The 22,667-nt window shown below is 72.8% G+C and carries 25 protein-coding genes; 15 read left to right on the top strand and 10 right to left on the bottom strand.

All coding sequences use genetic code 11. The annotated features are described in order from the left end of the window. Positions 1–50 precede the first annotated feature (50 nt). A complete protein-coding gene (locus ACGH52_RS21890; protein WP_399946834.1) occupies positions 51–668 on the top strand; it encodes a DUF5819 family protein in 618 nt (205 codons plus the stop codon). After that, positions 658–1,752: an HTTM domain-containing protein gene (locus ACGH52_RS21885; protein WP_399941668.1), complete on the top strand. Its 1,095-nt coding sequence runs from the start codon at positions 658–660 to the stop codon at positions 1,750–1,752. The genes ACGH52_RS21890 and ACGH52_RS21885 overlap by 11 nt, the downstream gene beginning before the upstream one ends. Positions 1,753–1,806: 54 nt before the next feature. Here the strand turns inward: ACGH52_RS21885 and ACGH52_RS21880 are convergent, their stop codons facing one another. Beyond that, complete coding sequence (locus ACGH52_RS21880; protein ID WP_059299854.1) at positions 1,807–2,187, bottom strand: thiol-disulfide oxidoreductase DCC family protein; 381 nt, start codon at positions 2,185–2,187, stop codon at positions 1,807–1,809. Here ACGH52_RS21880 and ACGH52_RS21875 point away from each other — a divergent pair. Beyond that, positions 2,186–2,335 carry a hypothetical protein gene (locus ACGH52_RS21875; RefSeq protein WP_210974224.1) on the top strand — a complete coding sequence of 50 codons (150 nt, stop codon included), beginning with the start codon at positions 2,186–2,188 and terminating at the stop codon, positions 2,333–2,335. The two genes, ACGH52_RS21880 and ACGH52_RS21875, sit on opposite strands and share 2 nt — an antisense overlap. Before the next feature lie 126 nt (positions 2,336–2,461). Here ACGH52_RS21875 and ACGH52_RS21870 read toward each other — a convergent pair whose 3' ends face one another. The 3 genes from ACGH52_RS21870 to ACGH52_RS21860 all read right to left on the bottom strand — a co-directional run bounded on the left by ACGH52_RS21870 (position 2,462) and on the right by ACGH52_RS21860 (position 4,862). After that, positions 2,462–3,352: an NmrA family NAD(P)-binding protein gene (locus ACGH52_RS21870; RefSeq protein ID WP_399941664.1), complete on the bottom strand. Its 891-nt coding sequence runs from the start codon at positions 3,350–3,352 to the stop codon at positions 2,462–2,464. An 84-nt stretch (positions 3,353–3,436) separates the two neighbouring features. Beyond that, positions 3,437–3,877, bottom strand: a complete 441-nt coding sequence (locus ACGH52_RS21865; RefSeq protein ID WP_121702780.1) for a MarR family winged helix-turn-helix transcriptional regulator — start codon at positions 3,875–3,877, stop codon at positions 3,437–3,439. Positions 3,878–4,040: 163 nt separating this feature from the next. Continuing rightward, the gene (locus ACGH52_RS21860; RefSeq protein ID WP_399941660.1) at positions 4,041–4,862 is read right to left on the bottom strand and encodes an SDR family NAD(P)-dependent oxidoreductase; all 822 of its coding nucleotides are present in this window, start codon (positions 4,860–4,862) and stop codon (positions 4,041–4,043) included. A 116-nt stretch (positions 4,863–4,978) separates the two neighbouring features. Between ACGH52_RS21860 and ACGH52_RS21855 the strand changes: the two genes are divergently transcribed. Beyond that, on the top strand, positions 4,979–5,578 hold the full coding sequence (locus ACGH52_RS21855; RefSeq protein WP_399941657.1) for a TetR/AcrR family transcriptional regulator: 600 nt from the start codon (positions 4,979–4,981) through the stop codon (positions 5,576–5,578). A gap of 28 nt (positions 5,579–5,606) precedes the next feature. Here ACGH52_RS21855 and lysA read toward each other — a convergent pair whose 3' ends face one another. Together lysA and ACGH52_RS21845 are read right to left on the bottom strand one after the other, a co-directional pair. Further along, the gene (gene lysA, locus ACGH52_RS21850; protein ID WP_399941654.1) at positions 5,607–6,941 is read right to left on the bottom strand and encodes a diaminopimelate decarboxylase; all 1,335 of its coding nucleotides are present in this window, start codon (positions 6,939–6,941) and stop codon (positions 5,607–5,609) included. Between the two features lie 15 nt (positions 6,942–6,956). Continuing rightward, positions 6,957–7,304: an SAV_915 family protein gene (locus ACGH52_RS21845; protein WP_076975664.1), complete on the bottom strand. Its 348-nt coding sequence runs from the start codon at positions 7,302–7,304 to the stop codon at positions 6,957–6,959. Positions 7,305–7,633: 329 nt separating this feature from the next. Between ACGH52_RS21845 and ACGH52_RS21840 the strand changes: the two genes are divergently transcribed. From ACGH52_RS21840 to ACGH52_RS21815, 6 genes are all read left to right on the top strand, one after another. After that, positions 7,634–8,188: a universal stress protein gene (locus ACGH52_RS21840; protein WP_399941650.1), complete on the top strand. Its 555-nt coding sequence runs from the start codon at positions 7,634–7,636 to the stop codon at positions 8,186–8,188. Positions 8,189–8,201: 13 nt separating this feature from the next. Then, positions 8,202–8,741: a hypothetical protein gene (locus ACGH52_RS21835; RefSeq protein ID WP_076975662.1), complete on the top strand. Its 540-nt coding sequence runs from the start codon at positions 8,202–8,204 to the stop codon at positions 8,739–8,741. Positions 8,742–8,903: 162 nt separating this feature from the next. Further along, the gene (locus ACGH52_RS21830; RefSeq protein ID WP_399941647.1) at positions 8,904–9,026 is read left to right on the top strand and encodes a hypothetical protein; all 123 of its coding nucleotides are present in this window, start codon (positions 8,904–8,906) and stop codon (positions 9,024–9,026) included. Between the two features lie 196 nt (positions 9,027–9,222). Further along, entirely contained in the window at positions 9,223–10,443 is a 1,221-nt protein-coding gene (locus ACGH52_RS21825; protein ID WP_210974231.1) for a cation:proton antiporter, read from the top strand. Positions 10,444–10,500: 57 nt separating this feature from the next. Further along, positions 10,501–11,016, top strand: coding sequence for a DUF4396 domain-containing protein (locus ACGH52_RS21820; protein WP_399941644.1), 516 nt, complete (start codon positions 10,501–10,503; stop codon positions 11,014–11,016). 64 nt (positions 11,017–11,080) lie between these two features. Next, positions 11,081–11,725, top strand: coding sequence for a precorrin-8X methylmutase (locus tag ACGH52_RS21815; RefSeq protein WP_059299843.1), 645 nt, complete (start codon positions 11,081–11,083; stop codon positions 11,723–11,725). Between the two features lie 29 nt (positions 11,726–11,754). On the opposite strand, the gene ACGH52_RS21810 is transcribed toward ACGH52_RS21815, so the two are convergent. Continuing rightward, complete coding sequence (locus tag ACGH52_RS21810; RefSeq protein ID WP_399941641.1) at positions 11,755–12,537, bottom strand: cobalt-precorrin-6A reductase; 783 nt, start codon at positions 12,535–12,537, stop codon at positions 11,755–11,757. Positions 12,538–12,673: 136 nt separating this feature from the next. Here ACGH52_RS21810 and ACGH52_RS21805 point away from each other — a divergent pair, with 136 nt between their 5' ends. The 4 genes from ACGH52_RS21805 (at position 12,674) to ACGH52_RS21790 (ending at position 18,049) form a co-directional block, all read left to right on the top strand. Further along, positions 12,674–14,791, top strand: coding sequence for a SpoIIE family protein phosphatase (locus ACGH52_RS21805; protein WP_399941639.1), 2,118 nt, complete (start codon positions 12,674–12,676; stop codon positions 14,789–14,791). A gap of 187 nt (positions 14,792–14,978) precedes the next feature. Then, on the top strand, positions 14,979–15,707 hold the full coding sequence (locus ACGH52_RS21800) for a hypothetical protein (RefSeq protein WP_399941636.1): 729 nt from the start codon (positions 14,979–14,981) through the stop codon (positions 15,705–15,707). A gap of 6 nt (positions 15,708–15,713) precedes the next feature. Next, positions 15,714–17,303 (top strand): hypothetical protein, encoded by a 1,590-nt coding sequence (locus ACGH52_RS21795; RefSeq protein ID WP_399941633.1) that lies wholly within the window; start codon positions 15,714–15,716, stop codon positions 17,301–17,303. After that, positions 17,300–18,049, top strand: a complete 750-nt coding sequence (locus tag ACGH52_RS21790; RefSeq protein ID WP_121700822.1) for a TIR domain-containing protein — start codon at positions 17,300–17,302, stop codon at positions 18,047–18,049. The genes ACGH52_RS21795 and ACGH52_RS21790 overlap by 4 nt, the downstream gene beginning before the upstream one ends. Before the next feature lie 199 nt (positions 18,050–18,248). On the opposite strand, the gene ACGH52_RS21785 is transcribed toward ACGH52_RS21790, so the two are convergent. After that, entirely contained in the window at positions 18,249–19,202 is a 954-nt protein-coding gene (locus ACGH52_RS21785) for a macro domain-containing protein (RefSeq protein WP_399941629.1), read from the bottom strand. 89 nt (positions 19,203–19,291) lie between these two features. On the opposite strand from ACGH52_RS21785, the gene ACGH52_RS21780 reads away from it, so the two are divergent. After that, positions 19,292–20,755 carry a macro domain-containing protein gene (locus ACGH52_RS21780; protein ID WP_121702411.1) on the top strand — a complete coding sequence of 488 codons (1,464 nt, stop codon included), beginning with the start codon at positions 19,292–19,294 and terminating at the stop codon, positions 20,753–20,755. A 142-nt stretch (positions 20,756–20,897) separates the two neighbouring features. On the opposite strand, the gene ACGH52_RS21775 is transcribed toward ACGH52_RS21780, so the two are convergent. Next, positions 20,898–21,560 carry a CE1759 family FMN reductase gene (locus tag ACGH52_RS21775; protein ID WP_059299836.1) on the bottom strand — a complete coding sequence of 221 codons (663 nt, stop codon included), beginning with the start codon at positions 21,558–21,560 and terminating at the stop codon, positions 20,898–20,900. Continuing rightward, a complete protein-coding gene (locus tag ACGH52_RS21770) occupies positions 21,557–22,660 on the bottom strand; it encodes an LLM class flavin-dependent oxidoreductase (RefSeq protein WP_076975650.1) in 1,104 nt (367 codons plus the stop codon). Before ACGH52_RS21770 ends, ACGH52_RS21775 begins: the two co-directional genes overlap by 4 nt. Positions 22,661–22,667 lie beyond the last annotated feature (7 nt).

Genomic DNA, 22,667 nt, shown 5'->3' with positions numbered 1-22,667 from the left:
GTCCGCCGCGGGAACGCCACGGCGAAGCGGGCGCTTCCGGATCACGGCCGGTGGGCGTACGACTACTGAACACGATCCTGCATACGACCGTGTTCCTCTGCCTGGCCGTGACGCTGGTCCACGTCGTCCTCGTCTTCTTCCACGTCGCGCCGCCCAACCCCGTCTCTCGGCGGTACAGCCAGCAGATCGACGCATGGGTCTACCCCCTCTTCGAACAGAACTGGCGGCTTTTCGCACCCAATCCCGATTCCGTCAACCGACAGGTCCTGGCGAGAACCGCACACGCCGGCCCCGATGGATCGATGCGGGTCAGTCCTTGGTTCGACCTGTCGGCCGTGGACAGTGAGGCCATCGAGCACCAGGCGTTTCCCAGCCACACGGCGCAGAATCTGCTGCGACGCGCCTGGGCCGCTTACGTGGAAACGCACGGGAAGGACGACACCGCACGCTCGGAGCGGGCCGTGATGCTCCAGAAGTACATGAACAACATCGCCTCGGACCGCATCGTCGAACACCGCGGCGACAGCGTCCGCGACATCGACTTCGTTCAGCTCCGAGTCGTCACTCTCCCCGTCGCGGCGCCCGGCTCCAACGCGACGGCCAGCCCACCGAAGCCTGTCGAGAACCGACTCCTGCCCTGGTGGAAGGTGACCTCTCATGGGAAGTGAACGGCTGCGCAAGCTCCCCGCCGCGGCGATCGCGCTCGTCACCGGCCGGCCGGTATCCCTGTACGCCACGTCGGTGCTGCGCATCGGCTACGGACTGCTCTACCTGGTCTTCCTGCTCCGCGAGTTCCCGCACCGCCACGAGATCTGGGGGCCGGACTCCCCGTGGGCACCCGCGCTGGCCGCGCAGCTCTTCGACCAGACCGGGTGGTACAGCTTCCTGCTCCTGTCGGACGACCGGGCCTACTTCGAGCTGTGCTACGGGATGGCTGTGGTGACGTCCGCGCTGTTCATGCTCGGCTGGCGGACCCGGGCCACGTCCATCGTGTTCGCCGTCGTGGTGACGTCGTTCCACTCACGGTCGATCTTCATGACGGACGGAGGCGACAACCTGGTCCTCCTGATGTCCCTCTACCTCGTGCTCACCGCGTGCGGCCGACACTGGTCCCTGGACGCACGCCGCGAGCGGCGCAGGGCGGCTCGCGCGGCCGGTGCGGCGACCCGAGCGAAGAGTCCCGGCCCGACCGCTCGGCAACTCCGTGACGCCCGCGTCACCTTGACCACCGTGGTGCACAACTGCGGTGTCTTCATCATCGCGGCCCAGGTCTGCTTCCTGTACGGATCAGCCGGCCTGTACAAGGTCCAGGGATCGTACTGGGCCGACGGCACGGCACTCCACTACGTACTGCACCTCGAACTCTTCCAGCCCTGGCCCGCGCTCTCCCTGTTCTTGGACCAGTACCCTCTCGCGATCGCGGCCATCAGCTACCTGACCGTCCTCACCCAGGTCGCCTTCCCGTTCGTACTGTTCGGCAGGCTCAAGTACCCCGTCCTCGCACTCCTGCTGGGCATGCACGCCGGCATCGCGGTCCTGCTGGGGCTGCCGGTCTTCTCGGGCGCCATGATCATCGCGGACGCCGTGTTCCTGCCCGACCGCTTCTACACCTCGCTGCCCCGCCTGGGGCGCCGTACGGCACGACGGCTCGGCGTACGGCTGCCGCGGCCCCGCGGAGAGACCGGGGTGGCGGAGGGTGGTGCCGTGCCTCCGCAGGTCAAGTCCGGGAGCGCCGGCCTGCACCCGCGGTGACGGTTGGCGGAAGGGGGGCGACAGGATGACACGGACGGTCCGCCGGCGCCACCGTCAGCGGCGGCCTGCGGGGAGGGCGCAGGCCGCGGTCCCGCCCGGCAGGCGGTCGCGGTTGTTCGCGACGATCCGGTAGACGCCGTGCGCGGCCCAGCGGAACGGCGGCAGGGTGAGCAGCGCGCCGAGAACGGCCCACCCCTTGCCTGCCCGCAGCAACAGCCTGGCCACCGCCTGCGCACCGCCGTACACGGCCCCGGCGGGCGTGATCCACAGGGCCTCGTACTCGGCCTGACGCTGAGTGGCACCCAGAGTGGCCAGGTCAGCGAACTGCCACGGCGTGACGGAGCAGTCGGGTCGCAGCAGGCGTTCGAGAAAGGTGACCGACGTCGTACAGAATCGGCAATCACCGTCGTAAACCAGTACAGGTCGGGTCTGCATGGCATCAATCCTGCCTCACCAGGGCAGCCGGCCGGGACAGGCCGCCCCATGGCGCTTCCGACGGTCCATCGTCACGAGCCGACGCGGCTGGGGCGGCGACCGCGCCCGCGCCGCCCGCGCCTACGCCCGCCGCACCGGACGCAGCTGACACTCCGGCCAGGGGCCGGTGGTCAGGTGCGGAAGGCGCGCTGTCCACCGGTGGCGGATGCGTTGCCCTGCCCGGAGCGCCGAGGCCGTGGGCGCGATCGCGGGGGCGTTCGTCGCGGCCGGAGGCTCAGGAACCGGCCGCGTCTGTGGGCGCGGTCCAGCCGGTGGCTCGGATCCACCCGGCCAGGTCCAGGGTGGCCGGCTCGATCGAGCGCACCACAGCGGGGTCCGCAGGGTGTTCCGCCGCCTTCGCGAACTCGCGGAACATCACCTGGTCGAGGTCGGTGGGAAGCACGCTCAGCGGGAGGGACTCGTACCGTGCCGGGAGCCCGGCGCGCGCGCCGAACGCCGCGGCGATCTGGGGGCCCGTCAGCTCGTCGCCGACGAGTTCGACGGCTCCGCCGGGTGCCTCCGCGGTGCCGAGCAGGAGCGCGGCGGCGACCCGGCCGATGTCCCTGACCGAGATCATCTTCAGCGGGACGTCCTCCGGCAGCGGCAGCCTCAGCACGATCTCCCCGTGCTCCAGGCTCGGCGCCATCACGCTCGTGAAGTTCTCCATGAAGGCGGTCGCGCGAACCATGGAAGCCCGGAGGCCGGACTTCCTCAGGTACTCCTCGATCGCGTGCTTCGAGTCGTGGTGCGGCACACCCGACTCCCGGTCCGCTCCGAAGACCGAGTTGAACACGACGTGCGGGACGCCCGCCTCGACCGCCGCGTCGACGAGCGCGGTACCGATACGGATCTCCGCCTCGACCTCTTCGAGGCTGTTCGCCTCCGGGGTCATGAAGTAGAACCCCTCGACCGCCGCCAGCGCGGCGGCCAGCGACGCCGGGTCGTCGGCCCGGACGGCCGCCAGCTCGACGCCGCGGGCGGCCAGCGCCTGGGCCCGGTCGGACTGCGGGTCGCGGACCAACGCCCGCACTCGCGCCTTGTGGTCCAGCAGCGCGTCGACCACCGCCCCGCCCTGTTGCCCCGTCGCGCCGAAGACGGCGATCGTGCCGGTCGTCTGTGTGCTCATGGCTGACACCCTTCACTAGTTCACGCCATGAACAAAATTAGTTCACGGCATGAACGTCGTCAAGGGTGCGGGTTCAGCGGGACCTCACGGTGTGAGGGGTTGGTTCGAGGGGGGTGAAGAGAGGTCCGAGGTGTCCACGACGGCGGTGGCCACGCGCTCGAAGTCACGCTGGTCGTCGGCGTCGAGGTTGCTCGCGATCTCGGGCAGGCGCTTGGCGATCGCGGCGTAGACGGCCTCGCCGAGCACCTTCCCCGCGGGCGTCGCACTGAGCATCACGACCCGTCGGTCCTGCGCCGAGCCTGCCCGGCCGACCAGATCGCGCCGCGCGGTGCGATCGACCAGCTGGCTCAACGCGTTCTTGGTCATGCCCAACGACGCGGCGAGGTCAGCCATCTGCCGCGGCTCATTCCTGACCGCGCAGAGCAGCGTGGCCTGCGAGGGGGTCAGGTCGAACTCGGCGCAGATCTGCGCGTACTTGCGTTGAATCACAACCGAGAGCCAGAAGAGCTTGTCGCCATAGTCCACGCCGACCTCCCCGGTCCGAATGACAAACGATCAGCCTACTCGTCGCGGGCCGGCAGCCGCACTGGGCGGCCTTCTGGCCGGTCCTGGCGTTGAGCCGCACACATGAGCCCGGTCTGGCGGGGCCTTCGGGCCTCGCCCTTTTCGTGCCGGGTGGCGGGTCCGGTCAGCCCGGTGCGATGCGGCTGAGGTGTTCCCAGGTCCGGTACAGGTCCGCCTGGGCCCGGTCCATCTCCAGGACGTGGTCGAAGGACTGGCTGCCGACGATCAGCCGTCGGGGCGGATCCGGCAGTGCGGCCAGCTTCATGATGACGGGGGCGGCGGTGTCCGGCTCCGGGGCTACGGCATCGCCCCACATCGCCTCCATCTCGGCGCGCAAGGGCTGATACGGCGCCAGGGGCTCGGTGTTCGTGGTGCCGGCGGTGAACAGGCCGGTGTTGTAGCCGCCCATCTGCACGATGGTGACCTTGACGCCGAAGCCTTCGACCTCCATCGCGAGCGCCTCGCTGACCGAGTCCAGTGCGGCCTTGCCCGCACCGTAGTAGCCGACGGTCGCCATGCCGCCGCCGCTGCCCATCGAGGTGACCTGGAGAAGCCGCCCGCCGCCCTGGGCGCGCAGGTGAGGGAGGACCGCCTGAGCCACCCACACGGCGCCGAAGAAGTTCACGTCCATATGGGCCCTGATCTGCTCCTCCGTGGCCTCCTCCACCATGCCGTAGAGCATCGCGCCCGCGTTGTTGACGACGACGTCCAGTCTGCCGAAGGCGGCCGCCGCGTGCTCCACCGCGTCGAACACCCCCTTGCGGTCGGCGACGTCCAGCGGGAGCGTGACCAGGTGGTCGGGGTACTCCGCGGCCAGTTCCTCCAGCGGCCCGACGTTGCGGGCGGCGGCCACCACGCGGTCGCCGTCCGCCAGGGCGGCCTCGGTGAATGCGCGTCCCAGGCCGCGGGATGCGCCGGTGATGAGCCAGACCCTTGCGTCCGTCATGATGCGTCACCCCAAGTAAGTAAAACGGTCCGTCTCGGTTCGTTTCGAGGTTAGGGCATCGGGAGGATCATTTCAATACGGGCCGTCTCGTTTCCTTTTCTGGGTAGGCTGGGCGCATGTCCATGGAGAAGGGGCCGGACCACTCCCGGCGCAGGGAACGGTCCCGGCAGGCGATCCTCGCGGCTGCCCGCGCCCTGGTTGCCGAAGAGCCGTACGAGAAGGTCACGGTCGAGGCCATCGCCGCCCGCGCCGGCGTCGGGAAGCAGACGATCTATCGGCGGTGGCCGTCGAAGAGCGCGGTCGTCGTCGCCGCCCTCCTGGCTCTGAGCGAGGACGCGGACGGGCAGTCGGTCACGCTGCCGGACACTGGTGACCTCCGGGCCGACCTCGGGCTCGTCATGCGCGCCACGGTCGAGGAGTTCGCCGACCCCTCCTTCGACAAGCTGATCCGCGCCCTGAACACCGAGATCGCCAATGACCCCGCGCTGGCGGCCGAGTACCGCGAGAAGCTGGCCGGGCCGCTGGACGAGGCGAAGAAGGTCCGTCTGCGCAGCGCCCAGAAGGCGGGCCAGCTCGCCCCCGACGCCGACCTCGACCTGGTGCTCGAAGTGCTCTACGCGCCGCTCTTCCTGAGGTGGCTGCACCGGAGCGGTCCGCTGACGGCCACGTACGCGGATTCGCTCGTCGACGCGACGCTCAGAGCTTTCGGCCCCTGAAATCCGGGGTGGCGGGCCGGGCCCCGCGCTACAGACCCACGTCGCGGTTGCGGATGTCGTCCAGGGACTCGCGTCGGACCAGGAGGCGGGCGTGTCCGTCGCGGACCGCGGTCAGGGGCGGGCGGCCGACCAGGTTGTAGCCGGAGGCCATGGACAGGTGGTACGCGCCGGCCACGGGTACGGCGAGCAGATCGCCGGGGTGTACGTCGCGGGGCAGGTCCACGTCGGACGCCAGCACGTCACCGGCCTCGCAGTGCCGCCCCACCACGGTCACCCGGGCCGGGGCGGCGGTGCTGCGCCGGCCGACGAGGCGGGGCGCGTAGCGGACGCCGTACAGGGCGGGGCGCGGGTTGTCGCTCATGCCGCCGTCCACCGCCACGAAGATGTGGTCGCCCGTGTGCTTGACGGCCAGCACGTGGTAGAGGGCGACGCCCGCCGGGCCGGCGATGGCCCGGCCCGGTTCGATCAGCAGGCGCGGTTCGGGCAGGCCGGCCGTGGCGCAGGCGTCGGCCAGTTCCGCGCGGATCCTGCGGGCCAGGGTCGTCAGGTCCAGGGCCGGTTCGCCGGGGCGGTAGGCGATGCCGTGTCCGCCGCCGAGGTCGAGTTCGGGCAGGACCAGGCCGTGCTGCTCGTGCAGGCGCATCATCAGGCCGACCATGCGCCGTACGGCGACGAGGTAGGGCTTGACGGTGCTGATCTGGGAGCCCAGGTGGCAGTGCAGGCCGGTCAGTTCGAGCTGGGGCTGGTCGAGGATGCGGGCGATGGCGTGCTGGGCGTAGCCGTCGGAGATGGACAGGCCGAACTTCTGGTCGTCGGTGCCGGTGCGGATCTTCTCGTGGCCTCCGGCGCTGATGCCGGGCACCACACGGGCCATCACCTTCTGGTGACCGTCCGGGCCCACGGCGGCGGCCAGCCGCGCGATCTCCGAGGGGCTGTCGATGACGATGCGCCCCACGCCCAGACGCAGGGCCGTGTCGAGATCGCGCGGGGACTTGGCGTTGCCGTGCAGCACGATCCGTTCGGGCGGGAAGCCGGTGGTGACGGCGAGTTCCAGTTCGCCGGCGGAGCAGACGTCGAGGCCGAGGCCCTCCTCGTCGATCCAGTGGGCCATGGCCCGGCACAGGAACGCCTTGGCCGCGTAGAGGACCTCGGCTTCGGGGAACGCGTCGCGGTAGGTGCGGCAGCGTTCGCGGACCTCTGCCTCGTCGAGGACGTAGACGGGGGTTCCGAAGCGGTCGGCGATCTCGGTGAGGGGCACGCCGCCCACGGCGAGGTCGCCGTGGGCCGCCCCGGTGGTGGACGCGGGCCACACCGAGAGGTCGGCGGCGGTGGGCCGGGGCGTGGGTACGTGGACGGTGGTCATGGTGTGCGTCCCCTCTCAGCCGACCCGCAGCGCGGGAGCGGGCACCGGTTCGGCCGGTGCGGCCCCGGCCGGTGCGGGTGCCGGGGCCGTGAACTGCGGATCGACCGTGACGGTGGTGACGCCCAGGGGCGCGGTCAGCGCGCGCAGGGCGGGCTCGGCCAGCCGGACCCACGCCTGGTCGGCGCCGAGGGTGGTGACGAGCCGACGCTCGGAGGTGAAGCCGACGGCCGTGCGCCGGCCCAGCGGGGTGCGGAAGAGCCGGGCCGTGCAGCCGGAGGGACCCGGCCGGACCGGGACGTACAGGGGTCCGGCCGGGAAGGGTTCGGAGGGCTCGGGGTCCTCGCCGTACAGCGGTTCTGTCATCGGTACTCCTTGGGCCTGCGGTGGTACGGAGGAGCGTTGAGGGATGTCGGGGGGCCCGGACGCGGGGAGGCGGACCGGGGCACGGTCTCGACGCTAAGCACGCCGTCCCGGTGGCCGGCCGCTCATGACGGTTCGCTGACGACGCGGCGGACGATGTTGACGGGACGCTGACGGCTCGGGCCGGACGGCGTGGGGCCGGACGTCAGAGGCGCGCCAAGAACCGTGGGAGCGGCTTCCGGCGGCTCGGGGCCCGGAGGTGTGATGGCGGGGTTCCGACGGAGATCCGCCGACCGGGGACGGTCCGGGCGGCAGCACAGAACGGGGAAGCCATGTCCGGGTCCGGTCCACGCGCCGCCGCTCGGGTCGTGGTCGGGGTGAGCGGCTCCCTGGGGAGCCTGACCGCTCTGGCCCGGGCCGCCGCCGAGGCGCGCTGCCGAGGGGCCGAGCTGTGGCCGGTGCTGGCCTGGGAGCCTCCCGGCGGTGAACTCACCTCGCGCCGGGCACCGGGCTCTGCCGTGCTTGCCGAGGAGTGGGAGCGGCTGGCGGGCGAGAGGCTGCTCAAGGCGCTGGACGACGTCCTCGGCCCCGGTGGCCGCGGGGTGCCGGTGCGGGCTCTCGTGGCCCGGGGTGTCCCCGGACCGGCTCTGGTCGGGATCGCCCGCGAGGAGAACGACGTCCTCGTCGTCGGCACCGGACGGCGCGGCCGACTGCACCGGGCACTGTGGCCCTCCACGAGTCGCTACTGCGTCGCCCACGCGGTCAGCCCGGTCCTCGCCGTACCGCCGTCGCCGCTCCAGGCGGAGCTGGAGGCCGCGCGGCGCCGCAGCTGGGGCGCCATTCACGACCGGGATGGAAACTTTAGTTTTCCATCCGGGGATCGGTAACTATAGTTGTCGCATGACGGTTTCCGAGATCACCCCAGAAGAGCAGGCAGAGCTGGACAAGGCCCTGTACGACGCCCTGCACCCCCTGGCCTCGGCCATCCGGTCCCGTCAGACCGGGCTGCCCGCGGACCGCGCGTGGGACGCGGACCCCGTCGAAGTGGCGCTGTCCGTCCTGGCCGCCTGGAAGGTCGTGGACGGCGAGGTCAGGCGGCTGGCCGGGCAGGCGGCGGCGACCGCCGGCTCCTACGGCGCCAGTTACGAGCAGTTGGGAGCCGTCTGGGGCATCACCCGGCAGGGTGCGCGCAAGAAGTGGCCCGACGCCGTCGGCCGTCCGGCGTCCGCGGCGGCGGACACCCGCAGGCTCGCGCTCTTCGGAGGGACCGCCGAGCTGGTGCAGGCCTCTGCCGGGGAATGGAGCTGGACGGGCACGGGGGCTGACGGGGCGTCCGGCACGGCCGACGAAGGGGCGCGCTGTGCGACCGCGGAGGAAGCGGCGGCCCACGCGGGCGCGTTCCTCAAAGAACACGCCCTCGGCGTCGACAGCCGCTCCTGAGGGCGCGGACGTGCCGATCACCGCGCCCCGGGGGCTGATGGAGCACGCGGTCGCGGAGAACGCGTACGCCGGTACGGCCATGCCGCGGCGCGGCGTCCGCCACACCGGCGGCAACCCGCCCTCGGGTCCCAAACGACCCCGGACACCGAGGCTCCCTCGAAGATGAACTTCCACCTGCCCGAGCGGCGGGCCCTGTACATGACGGAGAACGCCACCCCACAGCCTGCCCCGCGGGTCTGGTCGCGCCGCCTCACCGAGGCGACCGCCGCCGACCGGACCGGGTGACTCCGGCCCCGCGGAGCGCCCCTTCCGGAGTACGCCCGGTAGTCCCGGACCGCTCCGCGGGTGACAGTGGCGGCGGAGGCCCGGACGCGGTTGCCGTCCGTTTCCGGGACGCCGTTCGTGAGGGAGGGCCGATGGCACGGAACGCGGGGCTCCGGCACGTGCGGCGGTCCGTGGTCCGGCAGTCCGGCGGCGCCTCGTGAGTCACCCGGGGACCCTCGTCCTGATCCTGGCCGCCGCGGTGCTGGCGCCGCTCCTCGTCCACGCCACGGGGCGGCGGATCCGTGTCCCGCTGGTCATCTTCGAGATCGCGCTCGGCATGGTGCTGGGGCCCGACGTACTCGGCTGGGCGCACCCCGACGCCGTCGTCGACACGCTGGCCGACCTCGGCCTGTCCATGCTGATCTTCCTGGCGGGCTACGAGATCGACTTCGCCGCCGTCCGCGGGGACACCCTGCGCCGTTCCCTGTGGTCCTGGCCCCTCGCCCTCGCCGCCGGGATCGCGCTGGCGCTGCTCATCAGCGGCGGGGACGTCTTCGGGGCGTTCGTCGTCGGCACCGCCCTCACCAGCACCACCCTCGGCACCGTACTGCCGATGCTGCGGGACCGCGGAGAGCTGCGCAGCCGGTTCGGGACGGTGATCTCGGCGTTCGGCGCGGTCGGCGAGTTCGGGCCCGTGATCGCCGTGGCGCTGCTGCTCAGCGGACGCCGGCCGGCCGAGTCGGCGGCGCTGCTGGCCGCGTTCGGGGCGATCACGGCCGCCGCCGTGTTCTGGGCGCTGCGCCCGAGGCCGCCCTGGTTCGCCCGGCTGACCGAGCTGACCCTGCACAGCAGCGGCCAGTTCGCGGTCCGGTTCGTGATGCTGCTGCTCGCCTGCATGCTGGGCCTCGCCGAGGTCTTCGGCCTCGACGTGCTGCTGGGCGCGTTCGCCGCCGGGGTCCTGACCCGGCTCGTACTGCACCGGGCGGCGCCCGCGAGCAGCGGGGAGGTGCTCGGCAAGGTGGAGGCCATGGGCTTCGGCTTCCTCGTGCCCCTCTTCTACGTCGTCACCGGCATCGAGTTCGACCTGGACGCGCTGCTGCACGACCCGGGCGCCCTGCTGCTGGTGCCGGGGTTCCTGCTGCTCTTCCTGCTGGTGCACGGCGTCCCGGTGTACGTCCTCGCGCCGCGGGACCTGGACCGCGGGGACCGGGCCGCGCTGGCGCTCTTCACCTCGACGTGTCTGCCGCTGGTCGTCGCCATCACGACCATCGGCGTCGACCAGAAGCTGATCGGCACGGACCTGGCGGCCTCGCTGGTCGGCGCCGCGATGCTCTCCGTACTCGTGTTCCCGCTGGTCGCGGAGCGGGTGCGGGCCGCGGCCCCGGCGGCTGCGACGGCCTCCTCGGCGCAGGAGGCCAAGGACTCGGAAGCCTGGTGACCGTCACCCACCACCGGACCACTGGACTGATACCCCAGGGGGGTATACATTTCCGTCATGGACCACAGCACGCACGACTCCGGTTCCGCGCATCAGCACTCCGCCCCCGCGGGCGGCCACCGCCCCGGGCACGGGCACGGCGCCACCTGGGCGACCGCGATGCGGGCGACGCTGCACTGCCTCACCGGGTGCGCCATCGGCGAGATCCTCGGCATGGTCATCGGCACCGCGCTGAGGTGGGGCAACGCGCCGACCATGGTGCTGGCCATCGCCCTGGCCTTCGTCTTCGGCTACTCCTTCACCCTCTTCGCGGTGGTGCGCGCCGGGGTGTCCATGAAGGCCGCGGTCAAGGTGGCGCTGGCCGCCGACACCGTCTCCATCGCCGTGATGGAACTGGTCGACAACGGCATCATCGCCCTCGTACCGGGCGCGATGGACGCGCACCTGTCCGACGGCCTGTTCTGGTACGCCCTGCTCGGCGGCTTCGCCGTGGCGTTCGTGATCACCACGCCGGTCAACAAGTGGATGATCGGCCGCGGCAAGGGCCACGCGGTCGTGCACGCCTACCACTGAACCGCGGCGTGGGTATGCTCCCCGCCGTGGCCGTCCGCCGACCGAGAGCAGCGAGAAGAGCACTGTGACCCCGTACGACTCCGAGTACGAGTACGAGAAGGACGGCGCGGCCATCTACCGCCAGTCCTTCGCCACCATCCGCGCGGAGGCCGACCTCTCCGGCCTGCCCTCCGACGTCGGCCGGGTCGCGGTCCGGATGATCCACGCCTGCGGCATGGTCGACCTGGTCCGCGACCTGTCCTGGTCCCCCGGCGTCGTCTCCCGCGCCCGCGAGGCCCTGAAGGCCGGTGCGCCCGTGCTGTGCGACGTACGGATGGTGGCCAGCGGGGTGACGCGCGCGCGGCTGCCCGCGGACAACGACGTCGTGTGCACCCTGTCCGACCCCGCCGTCCCCGGCCTGGCGGCCCGGCTCGGCACCACGCGCAGTGCCGCCGCCCTGGAACTGTGGCGCGACCGGCTGGACGGCGCCGTGGTCGCCGTCGGCAACGCGCCCACCGCGCTCTTCCGGCTCCTGGAGATGATCGACGCGGGGGCGCCCCGCCCGGCCGCCGTCATCGGCGTACCCGTCGGCTTCGTCGGCGCCGCCGAGTCCAAGGACGCGCTGGCCGCCCACCCCGCGGGCGTGGAGCACCTCGTCGTACGGGGCCGTCGCGGGGGCAGTGCGCTCGCCGCCGCCGCGATCAACGCGATCGCCCGCGAGGAGGAGTGACGGCGGCCCGGCGACGGCCGGGTGTGTGACTAGTACGGGAGTCGGCACCCCGCCTGTGCCTCGCGGACCCACCGCGCCGCCTGTTCGGGTTCGGCCACGACCGGCACTCCCCCGGGCACCGGCGGCCTGCGCACCACGACCACGGGCAGCCCCGCCTCCCGGGCGGCCGCCACCTTCGGTGCCGTGGCGGCTCCCCCGCTGTCCTTGGTGACCAGGACGTCGATCCGGTGCCGGCGCAGCAGCTCGCGCTCCCCGTCGAGGGTGAAGGGACCGCGGTCCAGCAGGACCTCCATGCGGGGCGGGCAGGGCGCCTCGGGCGCGTCGACGGACCGGACGAGGAACCACGGGTCGGCCAGGTGCGCGAAGGCGGCCAGGCCCGTGCGGCCGGTGGTCAGGAAGATCCGCCGACCGAGCCCGGGCAGCAGTGCGGCGGCTTCCGCCAGGGAACCGGCCTCGTGCCAGACGTCCCCTTCGCCCCGCCGCCAGCCGGGACGGCGCACCGCGAGGAGGGGGACCCGGGCGGTGGCGGCGGCGCGTGCCGCGTGGAAGGGGATGGTGCCGGCGAAGGGGTGCGTGGCGTCGACGAGCAGGTCGACGGCGTGCTCGCGCAGCCAGGCGGCGAGCCCCTCGGCGCCGCCGAAACCGCCGACGCGCAGCTCGCCCGGCGGCGTCCTGGGCGCGGAGACCCGCCCCGCCAGGGAGTTCGTCACCCGCAGCCCCGGCAGCGGCCCCGCCCCGCCCGCCGGAGCGGCCGCCAGCAGTTCGGCGAGGCGGCGGGCCTCTGTGGTGCCGCCGAGGATCAGCACGTGCACGGCAGTCCGTCTCCCTTCCCGGGGGTTCACGCGCGCGTGTCGGGCGCGCGTGTCGAGCCAAGCACACCCTCCGGCCGAGTTGCCGGGCAGTGCCGATGCGAGAAGGTGAGGGGGAAGGCCGCGAAGGGAGCGTGCGGTGACAGGCGATCCCATCGGCGACGCCGCGGTGCTCAACGCGCTGTTCGCCAACTCTCCTCAGGGACTGTTCGTCTTCGACGCCGAGCAGAGGGTCATCCGCTACAACCCGGCCGGCCGGGGCATGCGGGGCCTGTCCGAGGAGGACGTCCTCGGGCGGGGCGTCGACGACTTCGCCCCCGGATTCGAGGCGGGCGCGCTCCAGCGCCTGATCGACGAGGTCCTGGCGACCGGCGAGGCGTTGCGGGGGCGGCTGGTCCGGGGCAAGTCGCCGTCCGACCCGCACCAGGCCCTGGCCGTCGAGGTGTCCCTCTTCCCGCTGCACGACCTCGGCGACGGCAGGCCCGGCCTGGTGGGCGTGGTCGAGGACGTGACCGAGCGGCAGGCCGCGGCGGACCGGCTCGCCGTACTCAGCCATGTGCACGCGGCCGTCGGCTCCACGCTGGACCTGCGGACCACGGGCGACGAGCTGGTGCGGGCGCTGGTGCCCGCCTTCGCCGACGCGGCCACCGTCGACCTGCTGGACGACGGGGCCGTCGCGGCCGAGCGTCCGGCCGGTCCCCCGCCGACGGAGGTTCCGCTGCGCCGGGTGTCGTTCGCCCCGCCGACCGCCGAGGTGAGCCGCCGGGAGGGCGACAGCCGTCCGCTGCCCTTTCCCACCCCGTACACGCAGGTCCTCAACGACCTGCGGGCCCGGCTGGTCCGCGTCTCCTCCGACGACCCCTGGCTGTCCACCGACCCGGCGGCCTTCGAGCCGCTGATCACGGCGGGCGTGCACTCCATGATCGTCGCCCCGCTGATGGCCAGGGACACCCTGCTCGGGCTGCTGACCCTGTACCGGCACCGGACCGACCCCTTCGACGACGCCGATCTGGACGTGGCCCGGCAGGCGGCGTTCACCGCGTCCGTGCACCTGGACAACGCGCACAGCTACCGGCGCGAGCACACCGTGGCGACCGCCCTCCAGCGCAGGCTGCAGCCCGGGGCCATCCCCCGGCTCTCGGCGGTGGAGACCGCCCACGTGTACCTGCCCGAGAGCGCCGGCGGCGACTGGTTCGACGTCGTCCCCCTCTCCGGCACCCGCGTCGCCCTCGTCGTCGGCGACGTCACCGGGCACGGCATCGAGGCGGCGGCCACGATGGGCCAGCTCCGCCTGGCGCTGCGCACCCTGGCCCTGCGGGACCTGGAGACGGACGAGCTGCTGACCCATCTGGACGAGGTCGCCGCCCAACTGTCGGACGCCTCCGGGCGGCCGGGTCCCAACCCTTCCGTGGCGACCTGCGCGGTCACCGTCTACAACCCCGTCTCCCGGCACTGCACCATGGTCCGCGCGGGACACCCCGCCCCCGTCGTCGTCGACCCCGACGGCGTCCCGCGCGCCGTGGACGTTCCGCAGGGGCCGCCGCTCGGGACCGGCGGCGGACACGTCTTCACCCCGGCCGTGCTGGAGCTGGCTCCGGGCACCCTGCTGGCCCTCCACACCAACGGCCTCACCGGGGGCGACGGCGCCCGCGGGGACGCCGCCCGGCGCCGCCTCGAACACATCCTCGCGTCCACCACACGGCCGCTGCAGGACCTGTGCGACACCGCCGTCTACCACTTGGCGCCCTCCCGCCGCGACGACGCCGTCCTGCTGCTCGCACGCACCCGTGCCCTGCCCCCGGAGCACGTCGCGGACTGGACGCTGCCCGCCGACACCTCCGTGGTGGGCACCGCACGGCGGCTCGTCGACCGGCAGCTCGCCTCCTGGGGCCTCGACGAGGCGGCCTACACCACCGGACTCGTCGTCAGCGAACTCGTCACCAACGCCATCCGCTACGGCGACGGCCCGGTACGGCTGCGGCTCATCCGCGACCGGGGCCGGCTGCTGACCGAGGTCACGGACGCCAACAGCACCAGCCCTCACCTGCGCCGCGCCCGGGAGAACGACGAGGGCGGCCGCGGCCTGTTCATCGTGATGCGGCTGAGCACCCACTGGGGCGTCCGGCACAGCCGCCACGACAAGACCATCTGGTCCGAGCAGCGGCTCGACGCAGGGCCCGCGCAGGGTGCGGAGGACCTGATGGACGCCTTCGACGCGGCGGACGCCGCGGGCACCTTGGACGCCACGGGGTCGTGAGCGCCCCCGGCTCGGCACCGGCCGGGCGGGCCATACCGGAAGCCGATCGGAAGCGCATCGGAACTCCCGAAATCTGGTTCCGGAAGCGCCGCCACTGATCGGATCGGTCGATGCACACGGCACATCGGCCCACTCGGGGCGCGTGCCTTATCCGCCCGGCCGGATACCGGCGGCAATGAGGTGACAGATGAGCAGTACCCGCGTCCCGTCCGGCGCCCGGGGTTCCTACCCCGCACCGGGGCTCGCACTCACGCCCGGCCCGCTGCGCAACCAGGCCCTGACCGTGATCGCGATCCCGTTCGTCCTCATAGTCGTGCTGGCCGTCGTGCTCGCCACGAACGGCCCGGACGAAGGGGCACCCTCCACCGACGGGCTCTACGGCAACGGAGCGCTGCCGGGCTGGGGATCGGACACGACCGACGGCACGACCGACGACGGCACCTCGGACGACGGCACCGAACCCGACGGCACGTACGGCGACGACCCGTACGAGGACGACACCTACGACGGCGGCACGTACGGCGACGACCCGTACGGCGACGGCACCACGGACGACACCACGGACGACACCACGACCGACGACACCCTGACCGACGACACCGCCACCGACGGGGCCACCGCCGACGAGACCGGGCCGGAGGCCACCGTGACGGCGTACTTCCACGCCATCAACATCCGCGACTTCGCGACCGCGTGGGAGCTGGGCGGCAAGAACCTCGACCAGGACTACGACTCCTTCGTCGCCGGCTTCGCCACGACCCAGCGGGACGACGTCACCGTGACCGGCACCTTGGGCGACGACGTCTCGGTCACGGTCGTTGCCTGGGAGACCGACGGCACGCAGACGACGTACGAGGGCACCTACACGGTGAGCGGCGGCGTCATCACCGCGGCCGACATGCGGGAAGGGAACTGAACAGCCATGACCACCCACGCCGCCCCGCCGCCCCCGGACGCGACGAGCAAGGCCACCCGCCTGATGTGCGCGGGCACCTACCTCGACCCCGTCTACCGCAAGGGGGTCATCCGGGAGCTGCTGACCCACCGCTACCGGGTGGTGGCCCCCTCCTACGGCTACGACGCCGCGCCCGTCCTGGCGCACGCCCTCGCCGCCCACCACCTGCGCCGCAACCAGCTGATCGCCCTCGGGACGGGCGGGGTCGTCATCGCGCTGCTCCTGGCCACGGACGTGCTGGGGGGCTGGATGGCCGCCCTGTTCGTCTTCTGGCTCGCCTGGGCCACGATGTTCCTGCGCCGGCTCGCCATCCTCCAGACCCTCGCCGAGCACCTGGCGCCCCCGTCGGACGACCGCACCGGCTTCGACGGCTCCCACCCGATCACCTCGCGCCTCACCCCGGAACTGGTCGGCAAGATCAACCGGGAGCAGGCCTCGGAGACCGTGTACTACGGCGGCTACAAGCCGTTCGTCGGCGCGGGTCAGCCGATCAAGCGGTGGGCCAACGCGGAACTGCTGCTCGGCGCCCCGAAGTCCCGGGCCGGCGCGTTCGGCCAGGGCCTGCTCAACGGGCACGTCCCCGCCCAGCACGGTCCCGCGGACGGCGACGGCACGGACGGGGCCGGGCGGACGGAACGCAAGCCGATCATCCCGTTCACGGTCGAGGACATCACCTCCCGGGTCTGCGAGGAGATGCTCGCGGAACTGCGCGACAAGCCCGCCCCGAGCGACCGCGTCGAGCTGCTCTCCGTCGACCGGCGCCGGTTCTCCAAGGCGGTGCGGACCGCCGAGGCCGACGACCCGGTCGCGGTGCTCCTGGACACGCCCGACCCCGACGGGCCCGACCACAGCGCCGGGCACTGGGAAGAGGACTACGACGCCCGCCGCGAGTACCTGTGCGTCCGCATCGGCGCCTGGAAACAGGAGCTGGTCACCTCGGTGTTCATCGGCTTCGACATCAAGGGCAGCACCCTGCACACCGAGTTCTACACCTACGTGCTCAGTCCCCTGCCGAAGAGCTTCCACCTCGCCGACCGGCTGCCGGCCACGATCGGCGGCAAGCTCATGTGGCGCATCGCCTGGGACGTGACCCTCAGCGCGCCCGGCGAACTCCTGCGGCTGATCGCCAACCCGCTGCGTGAACGGCTGCCCAGCCGCTTCGGCACCGACACCGTCGGCAAGCTGGTGAGCCAGCCGGCCGACACCAGCGAGTTCCGGCTCGGCCGCTACGCCCTGGCCTCGGTGGACTGCGGCGCCCTCACCAGCGTCCGCGAGCTGGCGCCCAACCGCGACTTCCACCACTTCTTCCAGGAGTCGGACACGATCAAGTACATCCAGATCATCGAGCGGCACCTGCTGCAGATCGTCGGCGACTTCCTGCGCGACCACGACGTCGACACCCGTGAGCACGAGGCGAACCAGACCAACATCCTCCAGCAGAACTTCGGCGCCAACAGCACCAACAACTTCGGCGGCAACCAGAGCGTCGGCAACACGAAGACCACCCAGACCTTCGGCAACAACTCCGGTGTCACCAGGGAGGCACGGCAGCCATGAGCGGGCAGCGGTTCCACGGCAACAGCTTCGGCCAGGGCAGCACCAACAACTTCGGGGGCAACCAGAGCGCCGGCAACACCGACACCACCCAGACCTTCGGCGACAACTCCCCCGTCCACGCCGCGCCGCCCGCGCCGTCCACCCCGCCCGCACAGCCCTACGGCGACGGGTGGCGGCGCCAGGCCGCCGCGGCGCCCGGGGACGCCGAGCGGGCCCGGAGCGTCTTCGTCGTGCACGGCCGCGACGACCAGGTGCGGCGCGAGATGTACGAGCTGCTGCGCCGCCTCGACCTGCGGCCCAAGGAGTGGGAGGACCTGGTCCGGGCGACCGGCCAGGCCTCCCCCTTCCTCGGCGACGTGGTCGCGGGAGCCCCCGCGCAGGCCCAGGCGGCGCTGGTCCTGCTCACCCCGGACGACGTCGTCACCCTCCACCCCGAGCTGCGCGGCCGCAACGAACCCGACTACGAGACCCGGCCGGTGTGCCAGCCGCGCCCGAACGTCCTGATCGAGCTGGGCATGGTGCTGATGGCCTACCCGGAGCGCACGCTGATCGTCGAGGTCGGCGGGGTGCGGCCGATCGCCGACATCGCGGGCCGCAACGTCATCCGCTTCGACGGCTCCGAGACGGCGCTCGGCAAGGTCGTGGAGCGGCTGAAGCTGGCGGGCTGCACGGTCAACGACACCGGCTCCGACTGGCGCCAGACCTACCCGTTCAAGCACCTGTCCGCCTACCACCGCCGACCGTAGGGGGCGTCGTTTGGATCTTGCCGGGGTCGCGGGGCGGCAACAATGCGCCGTCGACCGGAGCCGGCCTGATCCGAACGACGCCCGCTAACCGCCCGGCGGATCCCGCGCCGCTCGGGGGACCGGCGCAACCGGCCCCCGGGGCACGTCCCGTCACCGCGGTACGTGCCCCGGGGGCCGGCGCCGTCCCGGCGGGGACGCCCTACGCGGCCCCGCCCGAGCCCGCCGCCAGCACCCCGAGGAAGGCCGCCACCTCCGTCAGGTCGACCCGCTCCAGCTCGGCCGGGCGCAGCACGACCCGCAGTTCGCGGCAGATCACCCGCTCCCGGGAGTGGGTGATGAAGGACAGCAGGATCAGGCGCAGCAGGCTCTCCTCGTCGAGCCCGTGCAACCGGGACAGGCCCGAGCCGATCAACGGCACGGCGACCCGGTCCAGTTGGCCGTGCCGGTAGACGGCGTCCCACACCCGGCCGAGGCTGAGCCACAGCTCCTCGGTGCTGGAGCGCGCCACGCAGTCGTTGCCCAGCCGGCTGTGCGCGACCCCGAAGACCAGCCGCGGCCTGCTGCCGAGCACCGCCACCGTGCCGACCGGGTAGCGGTCGAGCTTGCCGTACGGCTTGTCCGCGCGCGTCTCGCGGGCCACCGGCACGGCCGCGCGCAGGGCGGCGTCCAGCTCGTCGTCCAGCATCCGCACGTCACCGTCGTACCGGCGCTCCAGCAGCTGCCCCTGCACGCTGGCGCCGCTGATCACCACGCCGTCGCGGACGTCGGTGTCGAAGGTGTCCGAGAACCCGACGACGAGGTGGGCGGACTCGTCGAAGAGGTCGCCAGGACCGACGGTCACGGACATCCGCGGCCGCCCGAACTCCTGGCACACGGCCACCGTGGGCCTGCTGCGCACCAATCCCCAGGCCAGGCACAGCAGCACCGACGCCACGGTCACCGGCGCCGGGCCGGGAACCGCCTCGGGCCACAGCTGCCCCACGAACTGCAGCACGGCCGACACCCCGCCGAAGGCCGCCATCACGCTGCCGACGAACAGCCGCCGGGTCCGCGCGCCGCCGAACGCGCCGCGCCGGCCCCGGCGGCTCAGCCGCCCGCTCCCCCGCGGCGGACGGACGACCGGACCGGTCCCGCGCGAACCGACCGAAACCACAACTCCCCCAAACGGACAATTGATACGCTGCCGAAACCTCCCCCGCGACCACCGGTCGGGAGAGGGCGAAGCGAGTGGAGACCACTTGTATGGCGCGCATCCGTGTGAGCGTCCTGGGCCCCGCCAGGCTCGAAGTCGACGGCGTACCCGCCCGGTTGACCCCGCTGACGACACGGCTGCTGGTCCGCCTGGTGGCGGCGGACGGCGAGCCCGTCCCGGTGCGGCGACTGCACCGGGACGTGTGGGCACTCGACGGCGAGCTGCCGCACGCGGCCCAGCGCCACCGCAACGAGGTACAGAAACGGGTCCTCGAACTGCGCCGCGCCCTCGATCCCGCGCAGCGCGGTGACGGCGCCCGGGTGCTGCGCACCGAGCAGTTGCTGGCCGGCCCGGCGCCCGAGACGGCGTACCGGCTGGTGCTGGAGCCCGACGAGCTGGACTGCGCGGAGTTCACCGACCTGGTCGACTCGGCGCTGCTCGCGGCCCCCGCGTCGGCCGCCGACCGGCTGGCCGCGGCGCTCGCGCTGGTGCGCGGCCGCCCCCTGGCCGAGGCGGGCGACGAGGACTTCGCCCGGCCGCTGGTCCGCCGGCTCACCGCGCTGTACGAGACCGCCCGCCGCCAGCTGATCCGCAGCCGGATGGACCTGGGCCGCCACGACCTCGCGCTGCCGGTCGCCGAACGGATGGCCCGGGAGCGGCCGGACGACCAGGACGTCGCCGAGCTGCTCGGCGCCCTCCGGGCCCGGCTGCGCGAGCGGCACGGGCGGGAGCTGCTGCGGCAGTCGTTCCCCGGCGGCGGTGACCTCGTGGTGGTGCGCGGCGACCTGTTCGACCAGGAGGACGCCAATCTGGTGGTCGGGTTCACCGACACCTTCGACACCGCCACCGAGCAGGACCTGGTGATCAGCCGGGAAAGCGTCCAGGGCCAGCTGGTGGAGCGGCTGTTCGGCGGCGAGCGCAAGCAGCTGGACGACCGCATCCAGGCCGGGCTGAGGGCGGTCAGGCCGCTGCGCACCGAGCGGGTCCAGGACAAGCCGCGCGGCCGCCGGGTCCGCTATCCGCTGGGCACCACCGTCCCGCTGACGGTGGCCGGGCGCCGGGTCTTCGCCGTGGCCTACTCCCGGCTCGGCAACGACCTCGTGGCCCGCTCCGGTCCGGCCGACCTGCGGGCGAGCCTGGACACCCTGTGGCCGGCCGTCGCCCGCTACGGCATGTACCGGCCGGTCGCGATCCCCCTGATCGGTTCCGGTCTCGCCCGGATCGTGGAGCTGGACCGCACCCGGCTGCTGCTCATGATCGTGGAGAGCTTCGCGGAGCACTGCCGCCGCGATCCGGCGACCGCCCCGGAGCTGCGGATCGTGATCCGCCCGGCCGACCTGGAGCGGACCGACCTGTCGGCGCTCGGCACCTATCTGCGCACCGCGCGGCTCCCCGGCTCCCGCACGGGCCCCGGCCCCGGCAACGGCACCAGCGCCGACGTCGGCGCCGGCACCGGGAGTGAGGACACCGGTGCCGGCGCCGGCGACAGCGGTGGGGCGTACGGCCGCCGGTGACGTCGACATGCCCTCCAGGGCACCAGCGACCCCGCTTCCGGCGCCAGCGGCGCACCGCTTCCGAACCGCTTCCGATCAGGCTCGCGGCGCTGATCGGCGCCGGTCCGCGACCGGACGGCGGCGCCGGTGGCCGACGGCCGCCCTACGGTGCCGGGCTCGGCCCCGGGACGCTGAGCGCGGCGAGCCGTTCCGCGAAGGGCGTGACCTCCTCGAAGGAGTCCCGCTTCGGCGGCGGGGTGCGCCCCTTCGACGGTCCCGCCGGACCCGACAGCCCGGCCATCAGCGCCGCCAGCTCGGTCGCGGCCCGCTCGATCCGGGCGTCGAGCCCCGGCGCGCCCCAGTCCTCGGAGGCGGCGTACACCCCGGTGGGGACGACGACCGCCTTCAGGTAGGCGAAGAGCGGCCGCAGCGCGTGCTCCAGCACCAGGGAGTGCCGGGCGGTGCCGCCGGTCGCGGCGATCAGCACCGGCTTCCCGGTGAGGGCGTCCTCGTCGGTGACGCTCAGCGCGTCGAAGAACGACTTGAACAGTCCGCTGTACGACGCCGAGAACACCGGCGTGACGACGATCAGCCCGTCGGCCGCCGCGACCTCGGCGAACGCGTCCGCGAGCGCCGGTGCCGGGAAGCCGTTGGTGAAGGTGTGCGCGATCTCCACGGCGAGGTCGCGCAGCTCGACCACCCGGACGTCGGCCGGGGCGGGCTCGGGCGCGGTGGCGGCCGGGGCGGCGACCGCGGCCAGCCGGTCGCCGAGCAGCCGGGTGGACGACGGCACGCTCAGGCCCGCGGAGACGACGACGAGCTTCATGCGCGTACTCCTTCCTCGGTCGGGGCGCCCTCCCGGGCGGCCAGCAGGGAGGCGTGGGTCGGCGCGTCCGGCACGTTCGCCGGGCGGTCCTTCGCGAACTCCTCGCGCAGCACCGGCACGACCTCCTCGCCGAGCAGGTCGAGCTGCTCCAGGACGGTCTTCAGGGGCAGCCCGGCGTGGTCCATCAGGAACAGCTGGCGCTGGTAGTCACCGGCGTAGTCGCGGAAGGCGAGCGTCTTCTCGATCACCTGCTGCGGCGAGCCGACGGTGAGCGGGGTCTGCGCGGTGAAGTCCTCCAGCGACGGTCCGTGGCCGTAGACCGGCGCGTTGTCGAAGTACGGCCGGAACTCGCGGACCGCGTCCTGCGAGTTCTTCCGCATGAACACCTGGCCGCCGAGGCCGACGATCGCCTGCTCGGGCGTGCCGTGCCCGTAGTGGGCGTACCGGGCCCGGTACAGCTCGATCATGCGCTTGGTGTGGTCGGCGGGCCAGAAGATGTTGTTGTGGAAGAAGCCGTCGCCGTAGTACGCGGCCTGCTCGGCGATCTCCGGGGAGCGGATCGAGCCGTGCCAGACGAACGGCGCGACGCCGTCGAGCGGACGCGGGGTGGAGGTGAAGCCCTGGAGCGGCGTGCGGAACTTGCCCTCCCAGTTCACCACGTCCTCGCGCCACAGGCGGTGCAGGAGGGCGTAGTTCTCGACGGCGAGGTTGATGCCCTCGCGGATGTCCTTGCCGAACCAGGGGTAGACCGGCCCGGTGTTGCCGCGGCCCATCATCAGGTCCACCCGGCCGTCGGCCAGGTGCTGGAGCATCGCGAAGTCCTCGGCGATCTTCACCGGGTCGTTCGTGGTGATCAGGGTGGTGGAGGTGGACAGCACCAGCCGCTCGGTGCGGGCCGCGATGTAGCCGAGCATGGTCGTCGGCGACGAGGGCACGAAGGGCGGGTTGTGGTGCTCGCCGGTCGCGAAGACGTCGAGCCCGACCTCTTCGGCCTTGAGCGCGACGGCGACCATGGCCTTGATGCGCTCACGCTCGGTCGGCGTACGGCCCGTGGTCGGGTCGGGCGTGACGTCGCCGACGGTGAAGATGCCGAACTGCATGATCGCT

Origin of the sequence: Streptomyces sp. BBFR25 (genome assembly GCF_044590125.1) — a bacterium.
Classification (GTDB): domain Bacteria; phylum Actinomycetota; class Actinomycetes; order Streptomycetales; family Streptomycetaceae; genus Streptomyces; species Streptomyces canus_D.
Note: the sequence above shows the minus strand (reverse complement) of the source record. Positions and strands in the feature narration are given on the sequence as shown.

What these genes read in the sequence shown, in the direction of transcription:
- ACGH52_RS21860 (WP_399941660.1), bottom strand. Translation starts at nt 4,862, where the DNA reads ATGACGGACGCAAGGGTCTGGCTCATCACCGGCGCATCCCGCGGCCTG.
- lysA (WP_399941654.1), bottom strand. Translation starts at nt 6,941, where the DNA reads ATGACCACCGTCCACGTACCCACGCCCCGGCCCACCGCCGCCGACCTC.
- ACGH52_RS21870 (WP_399941664.1), bottom strand. Translation starts at nt 3,352, where the DNA reads ATGAGCACACAGACGACCGGCACGATCGCCGTCTTCGGCGCGACGGGG.
- ACGH52_RS21835 (WP_076975662.1), top strand. Translation starts at nt 8,202, where the DNA reads ATGACGGTTTCCGAGATCACCCCAGAAGAGCAGGCAGAGCTGGACAAG.
- ACGH52_RS21790 (WP_121700822.1), top strand. Translation starts at nt 17,300, where the DNA reads ATGAGCGGGCAGCGGTTCCACGGCAACAGCTTCGGCCAGGGCAGCACC.
- ACGH52_RS21875 (WP_210974224.1), top strand. Translation starts at nt 2,186, where the DNA reads ATGGCATCAATCCTGCCTCACCAGGGCAGCCGGCCGGGACAGGCCGCC.
- ACGH52_RS21770 (WP_076975650.1), bottom strand. Translation starts at nt 22,660, where the DNA reads ATGCAGTTCGGCATCTTCACCGTCGGCGACGTCACGCCCGACCCGACC.
- ACGH52_RS21845 (WP_076975664.1), bottom strand. Translation starts at nt 7,304, where the DNA reads ATGACAGAACCGCTGTACGGCGAGGACCCCGAGCCCTCCGAACCCTTC.
- ACGH52_RS21800 (WP_399941636.1), top strand. Translation starts at nt 14,979, where the DNA reads ATGAGCAGTACCCGCGTCCCGTCCGGCGCCCGGGGTTCCTACCCCGCA.
- ACGH52_RS21830 (WP_399941647.1), top strand. Translation starts at nt 8,904, where the DNA reads ATGAACTTCCACCTGCCCGAGCGGCGGGCCCTGTACATGACGGAGAAC.
- ACGH52_RS21820 (WP_399941644.1), top strand. Translation starts at nt 10,501, where the DNA reads ATGGACCACAGCACGCACGACTCCGGTTCCGCGCATCAGCACTCCGCC.
- ACGH52_RS21880 (WP_059299854.1), bottom strand. Translation starts at nt 2,187, where the DNA reads ATGCAGACCCGACCTGTACTGGTTTACGACGGTGATTGCCGATTCTGT.
- ACGH52_RS21840 (WP_399941650.1), top strand. Translation starts at nt 7,634, where the DNA reads ATGTCCGGGTCCGGTCCACGCGCCGCCGCTCGGGTCGTGGTCGGGGTG.
- ACGH52_RS21780 (WP_121702411.1), top strand. Translation starts at nt 19,292, where the DNA reads ATGGCGCGCATCCGTGTGAGCGTCCTGGGCCCCGCCAGGCTCGAAGTC.
- ACGH52_RS21795 (WP_399941633.1), top strand. Translation starts at nt 15,714, where the DNA reads ATGACCACCCACGCCGCCCCGCCGCCCCCGGACGCGACGAGCAAGGCC.
- ACGH52_RS21885 (WP_399941668.1), top strand. Translation starts at nt 658, where the DNA reads ATGGGAAGTGAACGGCTGCGCAAGCTCCCCGCCGCGGCGATCGCGCTC.
- ACGH52_RS21775 (WP_059299836.1), bottom strand. Translation starts at nt 21,560, where the DNA reads ATGAAGCTCGTCGTCGTCTCCGCGGGCCTGAGCGTGCCGTCGTCCACC.
- ACGH52_RS21855 (WP_399941657.1), top strand. Translation starts at nt 4,979, where the DNA reads ATGTCCATGGAGAAGGGGCCGGACCACTCCCGGCGCAGGGAACGGTCC.